General features: G+C 72.3%; 14 protein-coding genes. 4 read left to right on the plus strand and 10 right to left on the minus strand.

Annotation, left to right across the window (positions count from 1 at the left end; all coding sequences use genetic code 11):
• Together LE181_RS22940 and LE181_RS22945 are read right to left on the minus strand one after the other, a co-directional pair.
• Window positions 1-612: DUF2510 domain-containing protein (locus tag LE181_RS22940; protein ID WP_225663380.1), on the minus strand; the 612-nt coding region annotated here is incomplete at its 3' end.
• Window positions 613-1,218: 606 nt separating this feature from the next.
• Window positions 1,219-1,932 (minus strand): GAF domain-containing protein, encoded by a 714-nt coding sequence (locus LE181_RS22945; RefSeq protein WP_225663381.1) that lies wholly within the window; start codon window positions 1,930-1,932, stop codon window positions 1,219-1,221.
• A gap of 235 nt (window positions 1,933-2,167) precedes the next feature.
• On the opposite strand from LE181_RS22945, the gene LE181_RS22950 reads away from it, so the two are divergent.
• A complete protein-coding gene (locus LE181_RS22950; RefSeq protein ID WP_225663382.1) occupies window positions 2,168-2,584 on the plus strand; it encodes an SsgA family sporulation/cell division regulator in 417 nt (138 codons plus the stop codon).
• An 11-nt stretch (window positions 2,585-2,595) separates the two neighbouring features.
• On the opposite strand, the gene LE181_RS22955 is transcribed toward LE181_RS22950, so the two are convergent.
• The gene (locus tag LE181_RS22955; RefSeq protein WP_225663383.1) at window positions 2,596-3,963 is read right to left on the minus strand and encodes an FAD-binding oxidoreductase; all 1,368 of its coding nucleotides are present in this window, start codon (window positions 3,961-3,963) and stop codon (window positions 2,596-2,598) included.
• Window positions 3,964-4,050: 87 nt separating this feature from the next.
• Window positions 4,051-5,193 (minus strand): 4-hydroxyphenylpyruvate dioxygenase, encoded by a 1,143-nt coding sequence (gene hppD / locus LE181_RS22960; protein ID WP_225663384.1) that lies wholly within the window; start codon window positions 5,191-5,193, stop codon window positions 4,051-4,053.
• 124 nt (window positions 5,194-5,317) lie between these two features.
• On the opposite strand from hppD, the gene LE181_RS22965 reads away from it, so the two are divergent.
• A complete protein-coding gene (locus tag LE181_RS22965) occupies window positions 5,318-5,782 on the plus strand; it encodes an Lrp/AsnC family transcriptional regulator (protein WP_190112009.1) in 465 nt (154 codons plus the stop codon).
• Window positions 5,783-5,852: 70 nt separating this feature from the next.
• On the opposite strand, the gene LE181_RS22970 is transcribed toward LE181_RS22965, so the two are convergent.
• Both LE181_RS22970 and LE181_RS22975 read right to left on the minus strand, forming a co-directional pair.
• On the minus strand, window positions 5,853-6,683 hold the full coding sequence (locus tag LE181_RS22970) for a S16 family serine protease (protein ID WP_225663385.1): 831 nt from the start codon (window positions 6,681-6,683) through the stop codon (window positions 5,853-5,855).
• A 211-nt stretch (window positions 6,684-6,894) separates the two neighbouring features.
• On the minus strand, window positions 6,895-7,536 hold the full coding sequence (locus LE181_RS22975; protein WP_225663386.1) for an IclR family transcriptional regulator: 642 nt from the start codon (window positions 7,534-7,536) through the stop codon (window positions 6,895-6,897).
• 291 nt (window positions 7,537-7,827) lie between these two features.
• On the opposite strand from LE181_RS22975, the gene LE181_RS22980 reads away from it, so the two are divergent.
• The gene (locus LE181_RS22980) at window positions 7,828-8,802 is read left to right on the plus strand and encodes an LAETG motif-containing sortase-dependent surface protein (RefSeq protein WP_225663387.1); all 975 of its coding nucleotides are present in this window, start codon (window positions 7,828-7,830) and stop codon (window positions 8,800-8,802) included.
• Window positions 8,803-8,886: 84 nt separating this feature from the next.
• Here LE181_RS22980 and LE181_RS22985 read toward each other — a convergent pair whose 3' ends face one another.
• The gene (locus LE181_RS22985; RefSeq protein WP_225663388.1) at window positions 8,887-10,674 is read right to left on the minus strand and encodes a DEAD/DEAH box helicase; all 1,788 of its coding nucleotides are present in this window, start codon (window positions 10,672-10,674) and stop codon (window positions 8,887-8,889) included.
• A 201-nt stretch (window positions 10,675-10,875) separates the two neighbouring features.
• Entirely contained in the window at window positions 10,876-12,330 is a 1,455-nt protein-coding gene (locus tag LE181_RS22990; RefSeq protein ID WP_225663389.1) for an MFS transporter, read from the minus strand.
• Window positions 12,331-12,538: 208 nt separating this feature from the next.
• Here LE181_RS22990 and LE181_RS22995 point away from each other — a divergent pair, with 208 nt between their 5' ends.
• Complete coding sequence (locus LE181_RS22995; protein WP_225663390.1) at window positions 12,539-13,159, plus strand: hypothetical protein; 621 nt, start codon at window positions 12,539-12,541, stop codon at window positions 13,157-13,159.
• A 128-nt stretch (window positions 13,160-13,287) separates the two neighbouring features.
• On the opposite strand, the gene LE181_RS23000 is transcribed toward LE181_RS22995, so the two are convergent.
• Together LE181_RS23000 and LE181_RS23005 are read right to left on the minus strand one after the other, a co-directional pair.
• Window positions 13,288-14,448 (minus strand): YeiH family protein, encoded by a 1,161-nt coding sequence (locus tag LE181_RS23000; RefSeq protein ID WP_225663391.1) that lies wholly within the window; start codon window positions 14,446-14,448, stop codon window positions 13,288-13,290.
• Window positions 14,448-15,002: a cysteine dioxygenase family protein gene (locus LE181_RS23005; RefSeq protein ID WP_225663392.1), complete on the minus strand. Its 555-nt coding sequence runs from the start codon at window positions 15,000-15,002 to the stop codon at window positions 14,448-14,450. Before LE181_RS23005 ends, LE181_RS23000 begins: the two co-directional genes overlap by 1 nt.
• Between the last annotated feature and the right edge of the window lie 18 nt (window positions 15,003-15,020).

The following is a 15,020-nucleotide window of genomic DNA, read 5'->3' on the forward strand; positions in this document are numbered from 1 at the left end:
CGAGCCGTGCGGCTTGGGGCGGAGGGTGAGCGTGCCCTGGCCCGGGACGGGGGCCTCCGGCGCCGGCGTCACGGCGGCTGCCGGGCGGGCCTCCTGCACGGGTGACTCCGCGGCGGCCGGCTCGGGCAGGCGCGGGTCACGGGCCTTGGGCAGCGCCGGGCCGGCGCCCGCGCCGCCGACGCTCCGGTCACCGCCCCCGTTCCCGCTCCGGTCCTCGCTCCGGCTCCCGCCCCAGGAGACGCGGTCCTTCTCCCGGCCGAAGCCGTCCTGCTGTGCGGTGTCCGCCTGCCAGGCCCCGGACCGCGACTCGGTGCGGGCCTCGGGAAGCTCCGGCTCCTCGTCGAGGAACACCGGACCCGTCTCGTCCGGCAGCTGGACCGCGGGCCGCCGGTCCTGACGCGGCGTCGGCGGCACGGGGGCGGCGAGCGCGGGCAGCGGCGGAGCGGCCACCGAGGCGGGCGGTGCGGGCATCGGCTCGCCCTTGGCGGGCGCGGGCCGGCTGGTGCCGGGCACCCAGGCCGTGCCGCTCCAGTAGCGGATGTAACCGGGGATGGACGGGTCGGGGTAATAGCCTGCGCGGGGAGTGTCCCCGGCGCCGTCAGGAGAGGTCACCAATGCCCCCAACTCCGATCATGCACACCACACTTGACCTATCCGCCGTCTCCGGCTACCACAGCGTCCGGGCGGACACCTCCGTCCGCCCCTGCACGACACTAACGAAGAGCGGCGCCGCCGGAAGAAGGTGACCGCCAGAAAGACTGCCTTCGGGCGACAGCGGAGAGGTTTCACGGCCGAAAACAGGACACTCGAACGAGATCCCCTCGAAAGGCCGTACGAACACATCGGCCGACCCGGCCCCCCTTCCCCGGCCCGGCCGCGCCGCCCGCGCTAGGTGCCCCGCCGGGAGCGCAGAAACGTCAGGACGCCACAGAGGACGTTCCGCAGCAATTCCCATCCCGGAGCTATGGCCGTCGATTCCCGCACCCTGGAGAAATATTCGTCGCTGGTGAGCTCGCCGGCCATCCAGCGCCTCCCCGACTCGACCATCTGGCCATCCCGCGTGATCATGGGGACCCCCTGCCCTGCTAGACCTGTGTCGACCCTAGGGCGTCGCGATCCGCGGCGCCCGTTTCGCCGCACCTTCACCCTTTCTACCCCATCATTGAGGTAGTCTCACCTGGCCAATTACCGTAATTACCAGGCGAAGCAATCATTCCGTTATGCCTTGCCCCCCAGCCGGGTGGCCGTGCCGACCATGTGCGCGATGACGAGGACGTAGGATTCCCGCACCTTGGACAACTCGCCGGCCTTGGGCGCATCGATGATGAGCACCCCCTGGGGCTCGCTCCCGGCGCACGCCGGGGCGACGATCGCGGACTGGTAATCGTTGCCCAAATTGATCTGTAGATTTCCATTGGTGTTCCGATTGTCCGGGATATAGACCACCGTGCCCCGCCGTATCGCGTGGAGCAGGTCCTCCTCGGTCTTCGTGTCGAAGCGCTCGGGAGGAGTGGCGTTCCCGTACACCACCTCCCGCTTGAGGGCGCCCGCCTCGTCCAGCGAGTAGAACGCCGCCCTGGCCCGCGGACTGGCGTCCTTGGCCAGCGTGGTCACCAGCCGGTCGTGGATCTGCCGCAGAATCGCCCGGGCGTCGTCCGGCCCGGAGGTGAGCGTCCCCATGTGGTCGATGACCGCGGACATCGCCGCTTCGAATTTGATGCCCTCGACCTGGCGATAACGCCGCTGGGCCACCATCGAGAGCAACGGTGCCAGCATCGCGCTGATCACCGCACTGACAATGAGCAGAATCTTTCCGGCGCCCTCTTTGCCGCCGATTTGAGTGGTGCACAGAACGGTCAGGCCGGGGGAGACAACAGGGAGCGCATAGAAGAAGAAATCGCTCCATTTCGATTGTTTGTTGCTGTCCGCCATTACACCTTCTTCGAGACATCGGCCACTGCGAGAGCGATCCATTATCCCGGCGTTTTCCCTTCCGTCAGCCCGGACGAGGAGAAGCTTCGGCGCAGCGGGGGGAGCACTCGCCGGGCGCGCGCCCTCGGCACGGTCCCGTGCGCGTCGGCCGCAGGAAACCGTGCGAAGCCGCGTCATGAACCGCGGTCCGCGGCCTCTCTTCCCGTGCCGGTCCCCGAGGAGAGAGGGCGCACTCATGCACACCGTGGTGGAGCGAGACCTGAAGGTCGACATGGTCCTGTCGCCGGAGCGCAGCATTCCGGTCGCGGCCCGGCTGTCCTACCGGACAGTCGATCCCTACGCCGTCCACGTCACCTTCCACATCGCCTCGGAGAGGCCGGTGACGTGGACGTTCGCCCGTGAGCTGCTGATGGCCGGCGTCTTCCGGGCGAGCGGAGTGGGCGATGTGACGGTCTTCCCCGTCACGGACCGGGGTCAGGCGGTCCTGTGCATCGCCCTGTCCTCGCCGGAGGGGCAGGCGCTGCTGAAGGCCCCGGCCCGGCCGGTGACGGCCTGGCTGGACCGGACGCTGCAGGTCGTGGCGCCGGGCGAGGAGCGGGGACGGCTCGCGCTCGACGAGGGCCTGCGGGAGCTGCTGGCATCGGGGGCGTAGGCCCGTGCGGTCTAGAGGACCTTGCCGGGGTTGAGGAGGCCGAGCGGGTCGAAGACGGCCTTGATGCCGCGCTGCATCTCCATGGCCACCGGCCCGGCCTCCCTGGCGAGCCACTCCTTCTTCAGCACGCCCACCCCGTGCTCTCCGGTGATGGTGCCGCCGAGCTCCAGGCCGAGGGCCATGATCTCGTCGAAGGACTCCCGGGCGCGGCGGGCCTCGTCGGGGTCCGCGGGGTCGAAGCAGACCACGGGGTGGGTGTTGCCGTCGCCGGCGTGCGCGCAGACGCCGATGGTCAGGCCGTACTTGTGGCCGATGGCGGTGGTGCCGTCCAGCATGGCGGCGAGGCGGCCGCGCGGGACGCAGACGTCGTCGATCATCGTGGCGGGCCGCAGCCGCTCCAGGGCGGGCAGCGCCAGCCGGCGTGCCTCCAGCAGCAGGGCGGACTCGGCGGCGTCCTCGGCGGGCACCACCTCGGTGGCGCCGGCCGCCGTGCACAGCTCGCCGACGGCGGCGAGCGGGGCCGCCGGGTCGGGCGTGTCGAAGGCGACGAGGAGGAGAGCCTGCGTGGACTCCGGCAGGCTCATGCGGGCCATGGAGTTGACCGCGCGCACGGTCGTGCCGTCCATCAACTCCAGCAGCGACGGCGCATGGCCCCGTTCCATGATCTGCCGCACGGCCTCGCACGCCTGGCCGACGGAGGGGAACTCGGCCGCCAGCACGCGCTGTTCGGGCGGTGCGGGCCGCAGGGCGAGGACGGCCCGTACGACCACGCCCAGGCTGCCCTCGGAGCCGACGAAGAGGCGGGTGAGGTCGTAGCCGGCCACGCCCTTGGCCGTGCGGCGGCCGGTGGTGAGCAGCCGTCCGTCGGCGAGGACGACGTCCAGGCCGAGGACGTACTCGGCGGTCACGCCGTACTTCACGCAGCACAGGCCGCCGGAGGCGGTGCCGATGTTGCCGCCGATGGTGCACTGTTCCCAGCTGGAGGGGTCGGGCGGGTAGCACAGGCCGTGTTCGGCGACGGCGCGGGAGAGGACGGCGTTGACGACGCCCGGCTCGACGACGGCGATCCGTTCGACCGGGTCGATCTCGATGATCCGGTCCATCCTGACGAGCGAGAGCACGATGCAGCCGTCGGTGGCGTTGGCCGCGCCGGACAGGCCGGTGCGGGCCCCTTGCGGGACGACGGGCACGCGCAGTGCGGTGGCCGTGCGCATCACGTGCTGGACCTGCTCGACGGTGCGCGGCACGACGACCACGGCGGGAGCGCCGGCCTGGCAGAAGCTCGCCATGTCGTTGGCGTAGGAGGCGGTGACGTCGGGGTCGGTCAGGACGGCCTCGGCGGGGAGTCCTTCGCGCAGGAGCTTGATCAGATCGCCCATGCGTCCACCCTGCCACCGTCGGTGGCGGGGTGGAAGATCGCGTCGGGGCGCGGCTCGGGTGTGGACCGGCTGTGGCCCAGCTGTGCCTCAGAGGTTGCCGCGCTTCTCCTGCTCGCGCTCGATCGCCTCGAAGAGCGCCTTGAAGTTGCCCTTGCCGAAGCCCATGGAGCCGTGCCGCTCGATCATCTCGAAGAAGACGGTCGGGCGGTCCTGGACCGGCTTGGTGAAGATCTGCAGCAGGTAGCCGTCCTCGTCGCGGTCGGCGAGGATCTTGAGCTCGCGCAGGGTGTCGACGGGCACGCGGGTCTCGCCGACCCACTCGCCGAGCGTGTCGTAGTACGAGTCGGGGGTGTCCAGGAACTGGACGCCCGCGGCGCGCATGGCCCGCACGGTGGCGACGATGTCGTTCGTGGCGAGCGCGATGTGCTGGACGCCGGGTCCGTTGTAGAACTCCAGGTACTCGTCGATCTGCGACTTCTTCTTGGCGATGGCCGGCTCGTTGAGCGGGAACTTCACCTTGCGGGTGCCGTCCGCGACGACCTTCGACATGAGCGCGGAGTACTCGGTGGCGATGTCGTCGCCCACGAACTCCTTCATGTTGGTGAAGCCCATGACGTTGTTGTAGAAGGACACCCAGGCGTCCATCTTGCCGAGCTCGACGTTGCCCACGCAGTGGTCGATGGCCTGGAAGCGGCGCGGGCCGGGCTCGACGATCGGCTCGGCGGCGGCGTAGCCGGGCAGGTAGGGGCCGGTGTAGCCGGAGCGCTCGACGAGCGTGTGGCGGGTGCTGCCGTACGTGGCGATGGCGGCCAGCACGACGGTGCCGTGCTCGTCGCTGACCTCGTGGGGCTCCTCCAGGCCGGTGGCGCCGTGCTCGACGGCGTAGGCGTACGCGGCGCGCACGTCCGGCACCTCGATGGCGAGGTCCACGACCCCGTCGCCGTGCTCGGCCACGTGCTCGGCGAGGAAGCGGCCGCGGTCGGTGACCGGCTTGATCACGGTCGTGAAGACGAAGCGGGCGCTGCCGGACTCCAGGACGTAACTGGCCGTCTCGCGGCTGCCGTTCTCCGGCCCGGAGTAGGCGACGCGCTTCATGCCGAAGGCGGTGGAGTAGTAGTGGGCGGCCTGCTTGGCGTTGCCGACGGCGAAGACGACCGCGTCCATCCCCTTGACCGGGAAGGGGTCCGCCTGCCGTGCGGTGTGAGGGGTGTGATCCGTGGTCTGTGTCATGGCCGCAGGGTCTCGCCGATCCACAAGGTGCGCAATAGTTGGCGTATTCGCTGGGCATTCTGTACAGCGACAGTCCAGTGTTACCGGGCGTTCTGTGCAGGATGACTATGAGAGGCGGCTCACGGTGATCGATCGTTTGGACGGCAGGCTGCTGGAGCTGCTCGCGGAGGAGCCGCGGATCGGTGTGCTGGAGGCGTCGCGGCGCCTCGGCGTGGCGCGCGGCACGGTGCAGGCGCGGCTGGACCGGCTCCAGGCGCAGGGGGTGATCAGGGGGTTCGGGCCGGACGTGGACCCGGCGGCGCTGGGCTATCCCGTGACGGCCTTCGCGACGCTGGAGATCAAGCAGGGCCAGGGGGCGGACGTGCGCAGCCACCTGGCGACGGTCCCGGAGGTGCTGGAGCTGCACACCACGACGGGCCACGGCGACATGCTGTGCCGGCTGGTGGCCCGCTCCAACGCGGACCTCCAGCGGGTGATCGACAAGGTGGTGGGCTTCGACGGGATCGTCCGGGCCTCGACGGCGATCGTCATGGAGAACCCGGTGCCGCTGCGGATCATCCCGCTGGTGAAGCAGGCGTCGGAGGACTGAGGCGCCCGACGCCTCCCGCGCGGGCCGGGGCGGGCGACGCTCCCGGCCGGCCCCGGTCGACCCCGGCCGGTCAGGAGCAGCTGGGGACGCGCTGCCCGGCCGCCAGGGCCTTGAGGGCGTCCACGGCGCCGGCGAGGTCGGTGACGGGGATCAGCTGCAGCCCCTTGGGCAGTTCGGCCTGCGCCTCCGAGCACTCGCCCTTGGGCACGAGGAAGACGGTGGCGCCGTCGCGCCGGGCCGCCTGCGTCTTGAGGGAGACGCCGCCGACGGCGCCGACCTTTCCGTCGGGCTCGATGGTGCCGGTCCCGGCGATCGTGCGACCGCCGGTCAGGTCGCCGCCGCGGCCGTCGCCGTCGAGCTTGTCGACGATGCCGAGCGCGAAGAGCAGCCCGGCGCTGGGTCCACCGACGTCGGCGAGGCTGAGCTCGACCTTGACGTCCTTGGGCGAACGGTGAAGGTGGCGCAGGGCCGCCGCGGCGGCGGAGTCCTGCGACGTCTTCATGTCGGCGACGTTGTGCTCCTCGATCTCCCGGTCGCTCTTGCCGGGCGGGTAGACGGAGTCGTACGGCATGACGGCGCGGTCGGTGCGGAACCAGCTGCTGACGACGTCCTGCAGGCTGATGTCCGTGTCGGGGCCGGTGGCCTCGATGGTGGTCATGCGCAGCTGCCCGCTGGTCCGGCGGGTGTCCGCACCGGTGATCGTGATCACCGGCTTGTTCTTGTGCTCGCCGAGGACGTTGGAGGTCGTCGACCCCGGCTGCGCGATGACGAACGGCAGCGGCAGGAAGGCGGCAACCGCGAGCAGGGCGACGACGGGCGCGGCACAGACGGCGAGGACCCGGGTGCGCGACGCCTTTGCGGGCGTCGAGGACGGCGCGGACGAGGTGGCGGCAGCTGGCATGCTGCGAATCTAATTCACACGGGGGACGACTGTGACACGCGGGCTGCACGGGGCGCCGCCGGGGGCGGCGGGGCACGGGGGTGTGAGCGCGGGCCCGCGGGGGCTCACCGCCGCGGCGTGGGCCCGAGCCGCATGCCCGGACCCCGCGCCGCGCGGGGTCCGGGCCGCGTGCCCGGGCCCGCGCGGGCGTGCCGTGGCGGCGTCCGCGCGCCTACCGCAAGGCTTCGGCCACCTCCTTCGCCGCTTCCACCACCCGGTCCCCGACCCGCTGGGGCACCGAGTCGGCGAGCATGACCACTCCCACGCTCCCTTCTATGCCGGACACTCCGAGCAGCGGGGCCGCGGCCCCGCTGGCCCCGGCCTCCAGTTCGCCGTGGGTGAGGGCGTACCCGGGGTTGCCGATCTCGCCCCTCCGGGCGGCGAGGATGGCCCGGCCGGCCGCACCACGGTCCAGGGGGTGTCGGAACCCGGTGCGGTAGGCCACGTGGTAGTCGGTCCAGGTGGGCTCGACGACGGCGACCGCAAGCGCCTCGGCGCCGTCGACGAGTGTGAGGTGGGCAGTGGCCCCTATGTCCTCGGCCAGCGACCGCAGCGCGGGCAGCGCGGCTTCCCGCACGAGCGGGTGCACCTGCCGTCCGAGCCGCAGCACCCCCAGGCCCACCCTGGCCCGGCCGCCGATGTCGCGGCGCACGAGCGCGTGCTGTTCCAGGGTGGCCAGGAGACGGTAGACGACCGTGCGATTGACGCCGAGCTTGGTGGACAGCTCGGTGACGGTCAGACCGTGATCGGTGTCGGCGAGCAGTTTGAGGACGCGCAGTCCTCTGTCGAGCGTCTGCGAAGTCTCCGCGGTCACGACGCCCCTCCTCCGATGAGTGGCGGCCCTCGCCGCGGTGGGGGTGCGCCGCCGGTCCCGTCCGGCAGCGCGCGAGGAGAGGCCGCCGGCCGTTGACGCATGATCCGGCTGCGCTCCGCGGCGGCGCTGCCACGGGGCGTGTGCGTGACCGGCACCGTAGCGCCGCCGGTCCGCTCAGCGGAAGGGTCTGCCCACAATCCGGGCACCGCACCGGTGGAATTACTGAATCCGCTTTATCCGCACGGCAATCCGGGGCCGCCCTCGGCATTGCCGGGCTTTAGTGTGATCGCCATGCAGATTTCCCGAATAGCCACGATCGCGGCCGCCGGCGTCATCGCCCCGGCCCTCTTCCTGGCCGCGCCCGCCGTCGCGGACGAAGCGCCGGCCACGACGGGGCAGACGTCCGGGCAGGGCGGCGCGGGCGGGCCGGCGGACACGAAACCGGCCGAGAAGACCGACAACGACAACACCACCGCGTTCCAGATCCCGCTGACGGCGCAGGGCCTGCCCAAGACCGTCAAGGCGGGCGGCGACTGGTCGCAGTTCGAGATGTCCGTCGACAACAGCAAGGGGGACAAGGACGCGACCTTCAGGCCGCACGTCGTCTACCTCCCGACCAAGCCCGACGCCACCAAGGCCGGGGACTACGCCATCCAGGTGGAATACCGCACAGGCCCCGACGGCCGCTGGCAGAGCGCGAAGCTGTCCACGGGCTTCACCGAGAGCACCAAGGAGGGACGTTCCTTCACCGTCTACGGCTCACTCGGTGAGTACCAGCTGAAGAAGGGCGATAGGGCTTCGTTCGACCTGCGCCTGCGCTTCGACACGAAGACCCCGGACCACAAGGCGATCTTCCGGGTGGCCGACGAGCACATGCTGACCTCCATGGCCGACCAGGCGTTCTCCGTCCGGGCCGCCAAGGTCACGCCCGACCCGTCCAAGACCAGCCCGGCCGCCACCGCCTCCGGAACGTCGACCTCCGGCCCCAAGCCCTCCGCCAGCGCCTCCGCGTCCGCTTCGGCCTCCGCTTCCGCTTCCGCGTCCGCCACGGCGACGCCGAGCTCCACGCAGTCGGCCGCCGGCACCACCTCGGGCGGCACGACCGGCAGCACCTCCGGCGGTACGACCGGCGGTGGTACGACCCAGCTGGCCTCCACCGGCTCCGACCCGGCCACCCCGTGGATCGCCGCGGGCGGCGCGGCAGCGATCCTCGCGGGCGCCGGCCTCGTCGTCGCCACGCGCCGCCGCGCGGGCGAGCAGGGCTGATCGCGCCGGGCCCGAAGGCCCGTCCCCACGCGCAGCGGGGCCCGGACTCACCGTCCGGGCCCCGTCGTCGTCACAGCGCGCAGGTCACTTCATCCGTGTGGCCCACTCGCGCACCTTGTTGATGCGCTCGGTCAGCTGCCCCGCCGTCGCCTCGGCGCTCGGCGGCCCGCCGCACACGCGCCGCAGCTCGGTGTGGATCACCCCGTGCGGCTTGCCGCTCTGGTGCACGTAGGCGCCGACGAGCGTGTTGAGCTGCTTGCGCAGCTCCAGGAGCTCCTTGTGCGTGACCACCGGGCGTCGCTCGGCGGGGATTTCGAGGAGGTCGGCCTGGTCGTCCGGCCGCCGGCGGCTGTGCGCGATCTGCCGGGCCTGGCGCTTCTGCAGCAGCAGCTGCACCTGGTCGGGCTCCAGCAGGCCGGGGATGCCGAGGTAGTCCTGCTCCTCCTCGCTGCCCGGGTGGGCCTGCATGCCGAACTCGGTGCCGTTGTACATCACCCGGTCGAAGACCGCGTCGGACTCCAGCGCCTCGAAGGGCAGCATGTCCTGCTCACCGGTGTCCTCGTCCTGCTGCTTGTTCGCCTCGTCCATCTCCTTCTCGGACTCGGCGTAAGGATCCTCCTCGCCCTCCTTCTTCGGCTTGTCGAGGACGTGGTCGCGTTCGACCTCCATCTCGTTGGCGAAGCCGAGCAGCATGGGGATGGTGGGCAGGAACACGGACGCGGTCTCCCCGCGCCGGCGGGAGCGGACGAAGCGGCCGACGGCCTGGGCGAAGAACAGCGGCGTGGAGATCGTCGTCGCGTACACGCCGACCGCGAGGCGGGGCACGTCCACGCCCTCGGACACCATGCGGACGGCGACCATCCATCGCGAGTCGGACTGCGCGAAGTCGTCGATGCGCTGTGAGGCCCCGGTGTCGTCGGAGAGGACGAGCGTGGCGCCCTCGCCGGTGATCTCCCGGATGAGCTTGGCGTAGGCGCGGGCCGACTCCTGGTCGGTGGCGATGACGAGCGCGCCGGCGTCCGGGATCGACTTGCGGACCTCGCTCAGCCGCCGGTCGGCGGCGCGCAGGACGTTCGGCATCCAGTCGCCGCGCGGGTCCAGGGCGGTGCGCCACGCCTGCGAGACGGCGTCCTTCGTCATGGGCTCGCCGAGCCGGGCCTCCAGCTCGTCGCCGGCCTTGGTGCGCCAGCGCATGTTGCCGCTGTAGGAGAGGAAGATGACCGGCCGCACGACGTTGTCGGCCAGGGCGTTGCCGTAGCCGTAGGTGTAGTCGGCGGACGAGCGGCGGATGCCGTCGTTGCCCTCTTCGTAGGTGACGAAGGGGATGGGGTTGGTGTCGGAGCGGAAGGGCGTTCCGGTCAGGCAGAGGCGGCGGGTGGCCGGCTCGAACGCCTCCAGGCACGCCTCGCCCCAGGAGCGGGAGTCACCGGCGTGGTGGATCTCGTCGAGGATGACGAGGGTCTTGCGCTGCTCGCAGCGGTTGCGGTGCAGCATGGGCCGCACGCCCACGCCGGCGTAGGTGACGGCGACGCCGTGGTACTCGCGGCCCAGCGGGCCGGCGCTGTACTCGGGGTCGAGCTTGATGCCTATGCGGGCGGCGGCCTCCGCCCACTGCTTCTTCAGGTGCTCCGTGGGCGCGACCACGGTCACCTGCTGGACGACGTGGTGGTGCAGCAGCCATGAGGCGAGGGTGAGCGCGAAGGTGGTCTTTCCGGCGCCCGGGGTGGCCACGGCGAGGAAGTCGCGGGGCTGCGACTGGATGTACTTCTCCATGGCGCCCTGCTGCCAGGCGCGCAGCTTGTTGGCGGTACCCCAAGGGGCCCTGCCGGGAAAGGCGGGCGAGAGGTGGTGGTTCGCTGTGGTGGTAGTCACGGTCTCCGTCTGTGGGTACCCCCGGCGGTGGGCTGGGGGAGGGTCGGCGATCGGCAACCGCGCAAGCCTACCCGCGTCCGCACCGGCACCCGGGTGGGACGACCCGCCCTCACCCGGGTGTGGGACGGAGCTCACACATCGGCTTCCGGGGCCGCCCGGCCGTCCCCGACGGGCACCCGCGGGCGGACCCCGGAGGGCCCGCTAGCCCCGTGGCCGCACCCTCGTCGCGACGTACGCGCCGGCCACCGCGCAGGCCGCCGCGAGCGCGAACACGGCGACGAACGCACCCCGGGGCGCGGCCTGCGCGCCCTCCGCGGCGGTGACCGCGCCGCCCCCGCACGAGACGAAGAGCACACCCGCGAGTCCCACCGTCACGATGCTCCCCAGGGCGTCCGACACCTGCAGCGAGGCCGAGTTCGTGCCCTCCTCGCCCGGGCGCGACAGCCGCAGCGTGAGCACCGTGCCGCTGGAGAGCGTCACGCCCATCCCGTAGCCGCCGACGATCCACGCGACGGCCACCACCCACACCGGCACCGCTTCGATCAGCACGAGGGGCGCCAGCGCGACGGCGAGCGCCATCAGCAGCATGCCCAGGCTCATCAGCCGCTCCCGGTGGGGCTCCATGCGGGGCCGGCTCTGGGTGTACGAGCCGAGGGCCCACGTCAGGCCGCCTCCGGTGAGCGAGAGCCCGGCGAGGGTGGCCGACAGTCCGCGTTCGGTGACCAGCATCAGCGGCACGAAGGTCTCGGCGGCCAGGAACGCCCCCTGGGCGATGCCGCGCAGCAGCACGACCGAGGGCAGCCCCCGCCCGGCCCGGAACGTCCGGGCCGGCAGCAGCCGCAGGGCGCACGGGGCGAGCAGGGCGAGCCCGGCCGCGGCGGGCAGGGCCGCGAGGGGGTGCAGGTCCTGGCCGGCGTACTGCAGCAGTCCGGCCCCGGCGGCCACGCCGAGCGCCAGCAGGATCCGACGCCGGTCCATCGAGCCGGGGCGGTCGCCGGCCGGCAGCGCGCGCAGGGCGGGCAGCATCACGGCGACGGGCGGCAGGACCAGGACGGGGATGGCCAGGAACACCCACCGCCACCCGATCCGCTCGGTCACGGTCCCGGCCACCAGCGGCCCGACGATGACGGGCAGGACCCAGGCCGCGGAGAAGCAGGCCATGACCGCGGGCCGCAGCCGTTCCGGGTAGGCCCGCCCGACGACGACGTACAGCGCGACGACCACCAGCCCGGCGCCTGCGCCCTGCAGTCCGCGGGCGCCCACGAACGTCCACATCTGCTGCGCCGAGCCCGCGGCCACCAGGCCGGCCCCGAAGGCGGCGATGCCGGTGAAGAGCGGTGCCAGCGGCCCGGAGCGGTCGCACCACTCCCCGGACAGGGCCATCGCGAACAGGCTCGCGGTGAAGAAGGCGGAGAAGGAGAAGGCGTACAGCTCGATGCCGTCGAGGGCGCGGGCGGCCACCGGCATCGCGGTGTTGACCGCACTGGCTTCGAAGGCGATGAGGGAGACGACGGAGATGATGCCGAGGGTCAGGGCCCGGTGGCGGCGGCCGAGGACCCCGCCGGTGGTGTCGGTGCCTCCGGCGGTGCGTTCGGCCGGCGTGCCGAGGCCGGTGACGGGGACGGATGGGGCGGCGTCTGCGTCGGGGGCGGTCATGGAGCCAGCGTAGGGAGCCGGGAGGCGGTGCGCGCCCGGCCCGGGAACGGACTCGTGTCGTCCGTAGGCCCTAGGTCGGAGGCCCCGTGCCGGAGACCACGCTGGACAACCTTGCCATGCTCATGATCTAGACTAGTGGACTAGACCACTGTCCGGCGCTTTGCGCTGACGGTGCGTCAACTTACGCACGTCGCACGCCCATCGGGCCGTGCAGCATCATTTGGGGAACATCATTTCCATCCGGCACGTTTTCGCCACCGCTCTGTTCGTTTCGGCCGTACTGGGGCTGACCGCCTGCGGACCCGAAGACGACACGAGCGCCGCGTCCGGTTCCGAGTCTTCGGAGAGCGCCGAGGCGCCGCAGCAGTCCGCCAAGGGCGGTCGTCCCGGCGGCCGCAGGGACGACCGGGGCGGCGGCGCCAGCAGGGCCAACTGCCCGGCCCCCGCACAGGGCCACAAGGTCGTCTGGGTCAGCAACGTCGAAGGCGCGATGAACAACGTCGTCGCCAAGGACGCCAAGTGCAGCCCGACGGCGAGCGGGGCCTCCTACCGTCCGGAGGGGGCGCTGAAGACCTTCTCGTTCTCCCCCGACGCCAAGGTCACGGTGATCACGAAGGACCAGGGCCAGCAGGTCCGCACCGACAAGGAAGGCCCGAAGACCGGCATCGCGCACGTGAAGACGTGCGCCGACCCGGACAGCAAGCAGTACGACGGCGGGCAGGCGCAGAAGACGAAGGGCGACGAGTTCTGCTGGGGCGCGAACTTCTACGACGTCGCCGTCGGCTCCGACAACAAGATCACTGAGATGACCGAGATCTACGCCCAGTGAACCCGGCGGGGCCCGGCACACGACCGGGCCCCGTCCCCTCCTGGGTTCCCCCCACATCCGGGCCCCCGCGCCGCACGGCCTCAGCGGCGCACGACGTCAGCGCCTCACGACGTCAGCGCCGCACGACGTCAGGTGGTGAGCAGCACGCCCCCGTACGACGCTCCGGCGATGACCACCCACGAGCACAGCCCGAGGGCCGCGACCCGTCCGCCGGTGCGGGTGAGGGTCGGCAGGTGCACCGCACTGCCGAGGCCGAACAGGGCGGCCGCGAGCAGCAGTTCCTGGGCGTGCTGGGCGGCGTCGAGCGCACTGCCCGGCACCAGCCCGGTGGTCCGTACGGCCACCATGGCGAGGAACCCGAGCACGAAGAGCGGCACGAGCGGCGGCCGCTTGCCGGCCGGCTGCGCGGCACCCCCGCCGGCCGCACCGGCACCGGCGGGGCCTCCGGCCTCGACGGCGACGGCGGCCTCAGCGGCAACGGCGGCCCGGCGGCGGTTGCGCACGGAGACGGCCACCGCGGCGACGAGCGGCGCGAGCAGGGCCACGCGCATCAGCTTCACGAGCACCGCGTCGCCGAGGGCGGCGGGGCCGGCGGTCTGCGCGGTGGCCACCACCTGTCCCACGTCGTGCACGCCGGCCCCCACCCAACGGCCGAACTGCGCGTCGTCGAGGCCGAGCGGGTGGTGCAGCAGCGGCAGGACCGCGATGGCGAGGGTGCCGCAGAGCGTCACCAGGGCCACCGACGTGGCCACGTCCTCCTCGTCGCTGCCCGACACCTCGCTGACGGCGCCGATCGCGGAGGCGCCGCATATGGAGTAGCCGGTGGCGATCAGCAGCGGCTGGTCGCCGCGCAGCCCGAGCCTGCGGCCGAGCCAGAGCGTTCCGAAGAAGGTCGCGGCGACCACCGCGAGCACCATCGCCACGGTGGCCCAGCCCAGCCCGAGCACGTCGTCCAGACTGAGCTTGAGCCCGAGCAGCACGATGCCGATCCGCATGAGCCGCTTGCCGGCCAGCGTGAGCCCGGGCTTGCCGATGCCGCGCACCCGGGGCCGGACGACCGGCAGGTGCGCGGCGGCGATGCCGAGGACGACGGCCGCGGTGAGCATGGGCACGGCGGGAACGAGCCGGTGCACCGTCCACGCCAGGCCCACGCCGGCGACGGCCATGGCGAGGCCGGGAAGCGTGCCGGGCGCCGCGCCGACGGGCCTGCCGACGGGCCTGCGCGCGGCCTTGCCTGCGGAATCGCTGGTGGAATCGCCGGTGGGCTTGTGGGAACTGAGGAGTGCCATCAGAGCTCGTCGGCGGGCAGGTCGTAGACGCGCCGGACGCTGGAGCCCAGGCGGGCGACGTCGGCACCGTAGATGTGGATCGAGATGGCGACGGACGAGCAGGCGTTGCGCACCCGGTGGATGTCGCCGGGCGGCGCGAAGCCGCAGACGTCGCCCTGGCGGTTGACCACGTCCTCGGTCGCGACGAGGCGGGCGGTCGTGCCGTCGGGCACGAGCCGGTAGCGGCGCTCGCTCTCGGTGCCCTCGTGGACGCCGGTGACACACCAGGAGACGTGGTCGTGGATCGAGGTCTGCTGGCCGGGCATCCACACGAGCGCGACGAGGGAGAAGCTGCCGTCGGTCTCGGCGTGCAGGATGTGCTGGCGGTAGCGCTCGGGGTCGCCCTCGCGCTGTTCGGGGGTGAGCAGGTCGGGGGCGCCGAGGTGGGCCGCGAGCCGCTCACCGACGAGGTACGCCGTCGTGTCGGGCGGCAGGCCGCGGCCTACGGCCTCCCGGACGTCGCCGACGAGCTGGTCGAGGCGCGCGGTCGTCGGGGCTGCGGTAGGTGTGGTCATACCGGCAGCGTCGGGCCA

Source organism: Streptomyces sichuanensis, assembly GCF_020328095.1.
In the GTDB taxonomy this organism is placed as follows: Bacteria; Actinomycetota; Actinomycetes; order Streptomycetales; family Streptomycetaceae; genus Streptomyces; species Streptomyces cinnamoneus.

Bases quoted from the DNA above. Each gene is read 5' to 3' on its own strand.
- LE181_RS22945 (WP_225663381.1), bottom strand. From the start codon at position 1,932: ATGGCGGACAGCAACAAACAATCGAAATGGAGCGATTTCTTCTTCTAT.
- LE181_RS22950 (WP_225663382.1), top strand. From the start codon at position 2,168: ATGCACACCGTGGTGGAGCGAGACCTGAAGGTCGACATGGTCCTGTCG.
- LE181_RS22955 (WP_225663383.1), bottom strand. From the start codon at position 3,963: ATGGGCGATCTGATCAAGCTCCTGCGCGAAGGACTCCCCGCCGAGGCC.
- hppD (WP_225663384.1), bottom strand. From the start codon at position 5,193: ATGACACAGACCACGGATCACACCCCTCACACCGCACGGCAGGCGGAC.
- LE181_RS22970 (WP_225663385.1), bottom strand. From the start codon at position 6,683: ATGCCAGCTGCCGCCACCTCGTCCGCGCCGTCCTCGACGCCCGCAAAG.
- LE181_RS22980 (WP_225663387.1), top strand. From the start codon at position 7,828: ATGCAGATTTCCCGAATAGCCACGATCGCGGCCGCCGGCGTCATCGCC.
- LE181_RS22990 (WP_225663389.1), bottom strand. From the start codon at position 12,330: ATGACCGCCCCCGACGCAGACGCCGCCCCATCCGTCCCCGTCACCGGC.
- LE181_RS23000 (WP_225663391.1), bottom strand. From the start codon at position 14,448: ATGGCACTCCTCAGTTCCCACAAGCCCACCGGCGATTCCACCAGCGAT.
- LE181_RS23005 (WP_225663392.1), bottom strand. From the start codon at position 15,002: ATGACCACACCTACCGCAGCCCCGACGACCGCGCGCCTCGACCAGCTC.